General features: G+C 57.2%; 7 protein-coding genes. 4 read left to right on the top strand and 3 right to left on the bottom strand.

From position 1 onward, the window contains the following. The 3 genes from GTN70_11595 to lexA form a co-directional block, all read right to left on the bottom strand. Positions 1 to 271, bottom strand: a 271-nt coding sequence (locus GTN70_11595; GenBank protein NIO17603.1) for a hypothetical protein, incomplete at its 3' end; no start/stop codon positions are given. Positions 272 to 289: 18 nt separating this feature from the next. Continuing rightward, positions 290 to 943: a hypothetical protein gene (locus tag GTN70_11590; GenBank protein NIO17602.1), complete on the bottom strand. Its 654-nt coding sequence runs from the start codon at positions 941 to 943 to the stop codon at positions 290 to 292. Beyond that, on the bottom strand, positions 940 to 1,554 hold the full coding sequence (gene lexA / locus GTN70_11585; protein NIO17601.1) for a transcriptional repressor LexA: 615 nt from the start codon (positions 1,552 to 1,554) through the stop codon (positions 940 to 942). The genes GTN70_11590 and lexA overlap by 4 nt, the downstream gene beginning before the upstream one ends. 153 nt (positions 1,555 to 1,707) lie before the next feature. Between lexA and GTN70_11580 the strand changes: the two genes are divergently transcribed. The 4 genes from GTN70_11580 (at position 1,708) to GTN70_11565 (ending at position 7,399) form a co-directional block, all read left to right on the top strand. Then, a complete protein-coding gene (locus GTN70_11580) occupies positions 1,708 to 3,906 on the top strand; it encodes a hypothetical protein (GenBank protein ID NIO17600.1) in 2,199 nt (732 codons plus the stop codon). Between the two features lie 185 nt (positions 3,907 to 4,091). After that, positions 4,092 to 5,354 carry a hypothetical protein gene (locus GTN70_11575; GenBank protein ID NIO17599.1) on the top strand — a complete coding sequence of 421 codons (1,263 nt, stop codon included), beginning with the start codon at positions 4,092 to 4,094 and terminating at the stop codon, positions 5,352 to 5,354. 280 nt (positions 5,355 to 5,634) lie between these two features. Further along, the gene (gene amt / locus GTN70_11570; protein ID NIO17598.1) at positions 5,635 to 6,924 is read left to right on the top strand and encodes an ammonium transporter; all 1,290 of its coding nucleotides are present in this window, start codon (positions 5,635 to 5,637) and stop codon (positions 6,922 to 6,924) included. A gap of 100 nt (positions 6,925 to 7,024) precedes the next feature. After that, positions 7,025 to 7,399 (top strand): hypothetical protein, encoded by a 375-nt coding sequence (locus tag GTN70_11565; protein NIO17597.1) that lies wholly within the window; start codon positions 7,025 to 7,027, stop codon positions 7,397 to 7,399. Positions 7,400 to 7,618: the final 219 nt, after the last annotated feature.

Here is a 7,618-nt window from a genome sequence, read left to right as displayed (position 1 = left end):
TTTTATCTTCTTTTCCCGCCCCCTCGAGGGCCTTTACTCGCTGCTCGAGCTCATGCAGCTTCTTTTCCTGTTCGAGGAGCATACAGATGAGCATGGCATCGAAAGGCGCCAGCCTGCCCGAGTAGGCGCACTCGGCGGCGTGAATCCGGGCATAGCCAAAGAGCCTGTCGAAGTGCTCCCTGTCCTCCTTTCTCAAGGCGCGGCGAAACTTTCTCCACTCGGCCTCTTCCCGGTAGATGACCTGCGTAAAGGATGCGACGGTTCGTCCCATGCGGTCCTCCCGAAAGTGTTATCGAACGCCTCCGCCCCGGGGCAGGTATCTGCCGCCGGGGGAGTCTATGACCTCTCCTTCAGGGGTGTAGACTGAGTCTGCCTTCCTGAGGAGGCTGTCGAAAAAGTGCCCTCTTTCCTCTGCGGCACAGGGGGGCAGTGGCGTGACTGCCATGACGGGCATTTTCCTGGAAAGGGCGAGCAGGGTATCGGTTGCACCCCTGAGAAGAGAGGCTGCCTCCTTCAGCGGGACGTCCGAGTCGTAGAATGTCTCGAGGAGGCCCGTCACGATGAGAAGCGCAGGCCGTCTCTTCTTCACGAAATCGGGCAGTTCTGACACGATGAGGCTCTCCACCTGGTAGCAGGAAAAGCCCCGGGAAACGTAAAAGCGCGAAAGCACGCTTCCGGGGGGCACCCCGAGCATCCTTGCTACCCTGCTGATGACGTAGGGGTCGAACATATTTCCCCCGTCCACCACCACGGCGGTACCCCCTTCGAGCACGGGCTGGATTGCCGCGGCCACCACCGGTCCCCGGTAATGCTTTCCGCAGAAGAGGAGAAAGCCCTTCTTTCTGCCGCGTGTGCGGTCGAGGATCTCTTTCAAAAGCGACCGGCTTCGCGCATCTCCTCCCTCCGTCATCCCACCGGGATATATCCCCGTCCGGTCTGTCATGGCAGCTTCCTGAACACTCCCACGACTTTTCCGATCAACTCGAAGCCGTCGGAGGAAAGTTCCACCACGATCTCGTCGTAGGAGGGGTTTTCCGGCCGGAGGATCACCCTGCCGGGTTCGCAGTATATCCTCTTCACCGTGGCTTCGTCCCCGATGAGAGCGACCACTATCTCGCCGTTTTCCGCCGTTTTTTGGGGCCTTACCATCACGAGGTCGCCATCCACGATGTGCGCTCCCGCCATGCTGTCTCCCCTGACCCTGAGCAGAAAGGCGTCCTCCCCGCCGACGAGGCCTGCGTCCAGGAGCACCTCGCCCTCCAGGTTCTCGACGGCGGTTATGGGTTTCCCCGCCTGGACCCTGCCGACGACAGGGATGGTCAGGGGGATGAGGGCTGCATCCTCGCCCGTGAACTCGAGCACCCGGGGCATATTCTTCCTGCGCCGTATATGGCCTTTCCGCTGGAGGACGTCCAGATAGTAGAAGGCATTTTTTTCCGCTATGCCGAACTGTCCGGCGATTTCCCTCGCGCTCGGGGCAAAGCGGTTCCTGCGGACGTACCCCTTTATGAACTCGAGAACCTTTTTCTGCTTTGCCGTGAGTTCCCGCACCATGGCTACCTCCTTGATCGCTCCTTATATGTATGCTAACATACATATAAGGGTGTGTAAAGAGGGGAGGTGCACCGGTGAGAGGGGAGAAAGAAATTTCGGAATGAACACCCGAGAACGTGAAAAACTGACATTCCGGCCGGAAGTGGGGAGGGTATGATCGCTGTTGACGGGTGGATACTCGACGTGAGGAGGACACCATCAGGGGTGGATATCTGGGTGAAAACCTCCGGGGGGGAGATCGAGCGCTTCAGCCGGCGGATACGTCCCGCTTTTTTCGTCTACGGCAGGGGGGTAAACCTCCCGCTCCTGGGCGGCACGCTGGAGAAGAGGGGCGCTGTCACACAGATGGAGGAGGTGACGGATTTTTTCTCCGGTGAGGCCGTTTCCGCCCTCCGGGTCATTGCCCCTTCGCCTGCCGCCCTGTTTTCCCTCGTGCGATCGGCAGGCAGAGCTGCGGGAGCAGGAAACCTCTACTCCTGCGACATCCCGATCGAGCAGCTTTTCTTCTACGAGACGGGGACGTTCCCTCTCTGCGCGTGCCGCTTCGATGCCGATGAGAGGCAAAACTCCCTCGTGATACATCCTCTCGAGGGCGACTGGGATTCCGGGTACGAGATTCCCCCCCTTACGCTCATGTATGTGAGGCCTCTCCCCGAGAAAAGGGTAAGCCCCCTGCAGGCCCCCTGGGCGTCGCTCGAGCTCTCCTGCGAGGGGGCCGCCTACGAGCTGGAGTGGGGCGAGAGTAGAGCCTTCCTGCGGGAGATAAACCGCTTCGTCGACCGTTTTGAGCCGGATATCGTCGTTTCCGAGTGGGGAGACGAGTACATCTTTCCCCGCCTCCTCCATCTCTCGAGAAAGGAGGGGATACCGGTAGCTTTCTTCAGGGGGGAAGGAGAGGGCATGCCCCGCACGCCTGCGGGAGGAAAAGGCAAATCGTTTTTCTCCTACGGAAGGATGGTGTACCGGGCCTCCTCCGCCGGCTTTCCGGGAAGGCCCCACATCGACGCCACGAACTCCTTTTTCTACGGCGAGGTGGGGCTTGACGGAATTGTCCAGCTTGCACGCATTTCCAAGATTCCCCTGGAGCGGCTTTCGCGGACTTCTCCCGGCACCGTGATCTCGGCGATGGAGGTGGAGCTCGCCTGGAAGCGGGGCATACCCGTTCCCTACAAGAAGAGGCAGACCGAGTTTTTCAAGAGCGCCGACGAGCTCGTGGTTACCGACAAGGGGGGACTGGTATACGTACCTCCCGTCGGCGTGTTCGAGGACGTGTGCGAGCTCGATTTCGCTTCCATGTACCCGAATCTGATGGTGGAGTACAACATTTCCCCCGAGACGCTCATGTGCTCCTGCTGCGGGGACCACAGGATTCCCGAAACGGGGACGCACACGTGCAGGGAGAGAAAAGGGCTCATCCCCGAGGTCCTCGAACCCCTCCTCAAAAGAAGAGAGATGTACAAGGGCATGAGAGACAGGACGAAAGGAGGGGAGAGGAGGGTCTACGATTCCCGGCAAAAAGCCCTCAAATGGATTCTCGTGGTCTGCTTCGGCTTCCTGGGGTACAGGAACGCCCGTTTCGGGAGGATAGAGGCGCATGAGGCCGTCACCGCCTACGGCCGGGAGAAGCTCCTTGCCGCCAAGGAGGTGGCCGAGAGGGAGGGGTACCGTTTCATTCACGGGTTGACCGATGCCCTGTGGATCAGGAAAGGGGGGGCTTCCGGGGAGGACTACCGCATCCTCGCGGAAAAGATATCCGCGGAGACGGGCATCGAGATAGCGGTGGAGGGTGTGTACCGGTGGGTCGCCTTTCTGCCCTCGAAGAGGAACAGGAACATTTCCGTGCCCGGCAGATTCGTGGGAGTTTTCAGGGACGGCAAGATAAAGACGAGGGGCGTAGCTTCGAGGAGGCGCGATACGCCGCTGTTTATCAAGCGCATGCAGGAGGCGATGCTCGCGGAGGCCTCCCGGTTCGGGACGGTGCGCGAGCTGAGGGAGAATGGCGGGGCGATCAGGGATATCTTCTCCTCGTTCCTGGACGATCTGGAGTCCGGAGCGGTCCCCCTTCAGGAGCTTGCCATCTGCAGGAAGCTGTCGAAGCCACCCGGGGCCTACACCGAGAACACGGCGGTTGCGCAGGTGGTGAGGGAGCTTGCGGGAAGGGGTATCGAGGTAAGGCCGGGGGAGGCCGTCTGGTACGTGGTTACCGGGGGGGGCAACCGTGGAGAGGGGGAAAAAGCGAGGTCTCTTGGTTTCTGCACGCCCGACTACTCCTTTGACCGGGAAGCGTATCTGCAGCTTATAAAGGATGCCTCTGCGGAGATCCTGCAGATATTCGAGCTGCCTGTCTGCTGAAGCCGGGGAAAAACATTTTGCCGATAGCAACGCATTGAGATTTATTCATCTGTTCTTTTGACAGGCTTGCGAAAGCGTAAATAATTTCTTGTGTTAAAACGATTTAGCTTGAATTTTTTTGCACATCTGGTAAAAAGAAGACATAACGTGTTCACGTGCCCCAAATTACTGATAGGAGGAGGTAAATGAAAAAAATCATAAGGAAGGCGTTGTTGATGGTGCTGGTACTTGCTTTTGCTGCCGGTACGGCCCTGGGGGCGGGTTTCAAACTACCCGAGCAGGGAGCGAAAGCCATGGGCATGAGCATGGCCTGGACGGCGCAGGCGAACGACCCGTCGGCAATTTATTACAATCCCGCCGGCATAACGCAGCTTGAAGGGATGCACCTCCTGATCGGTGGGACACTGATCGATGCGCGGGGAAGCACGTTTCAGGGGTTTGTCAAGCCTCCGCCTTCGTTTTTTGTTCCCCCTATAAGCCTGCCTATCGGCACGGTTTTTCCGACAAACGAATCGGGGAAGAACCAGGAGTTCTTCGCCCCTGTTGCCTACTACACGATGCAGGCGGGCGATAAGCTCTTCCTCGGGATCGGGATCAACGCGCCCTTCGGCCTGTCCAGGACCTACTCTCCGGATTTCACGTTACCCCCTTCGCAGTCGGGGAATGTCGCCCTCGATATCCAGCACGCCCAGCTCCAGACGGTCGTCGTCAACCCCACCGTTGCATATAAAATAAACGACTATATCTCGATTGGAGCCGGCGTCGATTACATGCACGCCAAGGCGGAGCTCGACCGGGTGCTCGCCCCCGGCCTGAAATTCCACCTCGACGGGGACGGGGATGCGTGGAGCTGGAACGCAGGGATACTGGTAACCCCCGGATACAACCTGAGGTTTGCCGTATCCTACAGAAATGGATACGACATGGAGATAACGGGAGATGCCACCGCCTTCGGTCTCAAAACGGGCGGAAAAACCGACGTGAACATGGCCGATATCCTGGTTGCCGCGGTGGCGTACCAGACGGAGAAGTTCACGATCGAGTTCGACTACGATTACACCTTCTGGTCGGACTTTGAAAATCTGGACATCAAACTGGATTCAGCTCTTGGCCCGATTCCCGCATTCAATCCCCAGAGGAAGGACTGGGATGATGTTGCCGCTTACCGGCTGGGCATGCGGTACAATTTTTCCAGCTCCTGCTACGGCAGCGCGGGTATTTTTTATGACGAAAACCCCATTCCCGAGGCAACCCTTGGCTCGGAACTCCCCGACTCGGACAGGAAGGGTTTTTCCCTGGGTGCCGGGTTTCGCATCAAAGACATCGGCGTCGATATCTCCTACATCTACTTTGATTACCGCGAAAGAGGGGTGAACAATTCAAAATACGACGGAACCTGGAGTAACCTTGCCCGTCTCTACTCCCTCAACCTGAGCTACGCCTTCTGAGTAAAAACCGTCATTCGCCGGCGTGAAGTGTCGCCGGAATCCTTTTGGAGGGCATCCCGCAGAGGATGCCCTTTTTTTCCATCCAAGTTTGTTCTGCCTATTTCATGAGCACGGAAGAGCCTAAGAATTGGGCACCTATCTGTCCCCATCAAGACAAAAGACACGGCGTTAAAGCAAATAGCAACATTAATTCAACTGTTTAAGACAATCGATCAATCTTTTTGCGTTGGCACGATCTTCGCTATACAAGTTCGTGAAGAGAAGCTGGAGGAGCTTTTTCATGAGAAAACTTACCCGTGTGCTTTGCGCGGCTATGGTGCTCGTTCCCAGACTCGCATGGGCATCAGATGCGATCGACAAGGCGGATACCACGTTCATGCTCGTTTGCTCAGCTCTCGTGCTTTTGATGACTCCGGGGCTTGCCATGTTTTACGGCGGCATGGTCCGCTCCAAGAACGTCCTCTCCACGATGATGCACTCCTTCATTCTCATGGGCGTTGCCACGATCATCTGGGTACTGGTCGGATATTCGGTGGCCTTTGGCCCCGACATAGGAGGGATAACAGGCGGCCTGGCCCATGTCGGGCTGAGAGGAATTGGAATCGACCCCCACCCGATCTACGCAGGTACCATCCCGGCGCTTGCCTTCATGGTCTTTCAGATGATGTTTGCGATAATCACGCCGGCGCTCATAAGCGGCGCTGTTGCCGAAAGGATAAAGTTCTCTTCCTTTCTCGTCTTCATAGCCCTGTGGCTGGTCGTCGTATACTCACCACTCGCGCACTGGGTGTGGGGTGGAGGGTGGATCGGCAGTATGGGAGCCCTCGATTTTGCCGGTGGTACCGTAGTTCACATAAGTTCCGGGGTTTCGGCCCTTGCAGCCGCCATCGTTCTGGGAAAGAGGAGGGGGTTCAGGACGGAGATCATCGCTCCGCACAACCTTCCCGTTACCCTTCTTGGAACGGGTTTGCTCTGGTTCGGCTGGTTCGGGTTCAACGCCGGATCGGCTCTCGAAATAAGCGGCCTTGCAACGAACGCCTTCGTCGTCACGCATATAGCCGCTGCCTCAGGTGCGCTGGGATGGCCCCTCTATGAGTGGATTCTCAGGGGGAAGCCGACTGCCCTGGGAGCGGCGTCGGGCGCCGTGGCGGGGCTGGTGGCCATTACTCCGGCCGCGGGCTTCGTTTCCCCCCTATCTGCAATCGTTATAGGATTGGGGGCGGGGATCATATGTTATCACGGTGTCAACCTGAAGATGCGGCTTGGCTATGACGACTCTCTTGATGTGGTGGGCATTCATGGCTTCGGCGGTGCCTGGGGCGCTATCGCGACGGGGATATTCGCCTCCTCTTCCGTCAACCCGGCAGGTGCCGACGGTCTTATTTTCGGGAACGGGAAGTTACTTCTCGTCCAGATCGTGTCGGTCCTTGCAACGGTCGTTTTTGCCTTCACTGCATCCTTCCTGCTCCTCAAGGCCATCGATGCCATCTGGGGCCTTCGCGTGGATGATGAGCAGGAAGTTACCGGGCTCGATCTTTCCCTCCATGGGGAAAGAGGCTATGAGTTCTGATCGGACCTTAACGGTCTGACCAGGAAAGAAAACGCGGTGATGATTTCATTGGCTCATGGCCGAAAGGAGCCGGAAAATGTAAAAAAAAGGAGGGGCTGTCATGACGGAGGAGAAAAAAGTCGCAATCTACATTTCCCATTTTCTCAGGGTCCTGTCGCAAAGAATCGAGGAAAAACCCGAATTGATACGAGAACTTGATCTTGATTTTTCCGCTATCCTCTCGCCCGAAAACGGGAACCCGGATGGAGAAGAGCTCGAGGAATTCGACGCCTTTAGCGTGTATACCGAGGGGGGGGAAGAAGGCCTGAGAGGAAGGCTCGAGGCCTTTGATCTTTATTCACTGAAGAAGATCCTCAACCGGCACGATTTTGACCCCTCCCAGTTTGCTCAAAAGTGGGAGGACAAATCCCGGCTCATCGACCTTATCCTGAAAAGAGTTGCCGCCCGCACGAATGGCAAGGAGGAAAAGCTCTGAATTCATTTCCCCTCGGGCAGCTCCTGCGGTTCTATCTGCCCGTCCATGGGGTCCAATTCTCGTGAAGCCACCAGAATGGCTGCCGGTTTTCTGACGGAAAATGCACGGTATCCTTTCCCCGCTTCTTTGCTTTCTTTCAAAATCCATGGATAGCTGGAAAGTGATTAATTCTCTGTGATAGAATTCGGGAAACGGGATAATCCAAACAGAGGGCCGCGA

It is taken from the genome of Deltaproteobacteria bacterium (assembly GCA_011773515.1).
In the GTDB taxonomy this organism is placed as follows: domain Bacteria; phylum Desulfobacterota; class Deferrimicrobia; order J040; family J040; genus WVXK01.
The sequence above is the reverse complement of the archived record's forward strand: the minus strand, read 5'-3'. Positions and strand labels throughout refer to the sequence as shown.

What these genes read in the sequence shown, in the direction of transcription:
- GTN70_11590 (NIO17602.1), bottom strand. Translation starts at nt 943, where the DNA reads ATGACAGACCGGACGGGGATATATCCCGGTGGGATGACGGAGGGAGGA.
- amt (NIO17598.1), top strand. Translation starts at nt 5,635, where the DNA reads ATGAGAAAACTTACCCGTGTGCTTTGCGCGGCTATGGTGCTCGTTCCC.
- GTN70_11565 (NIO17597.1), top strand. Translation starts at nt 7,025, where the DNA reads ATGACGGAGGAGAAAAAAGTCGCAATCTACATTTCCCATTTTCTCAGG.
- GTN70_11580 (NIO17600.1), top strand. Translation starts at nt 1,708, where the DNA reads ATGATCGCTGTTGACGGGTGGATACTCGACGTGAGGAGGACACCATCA.
- GTN70_11575 (NIO17599.1), top strand. Translation starts at nt 4,092, where the DNA reads ATGAAAAAAATCATAAGGAAGGCGTTGTTGATGGTGCTGGTACTTGCT.
- lexA (NIO17601.1), bottom strand. Translation starts at nt 1,554, where the DNA reads ATGGTGCGGGAACTCACGGCAAAGCAGAAAAAGGTTCTCGAGTTCATA.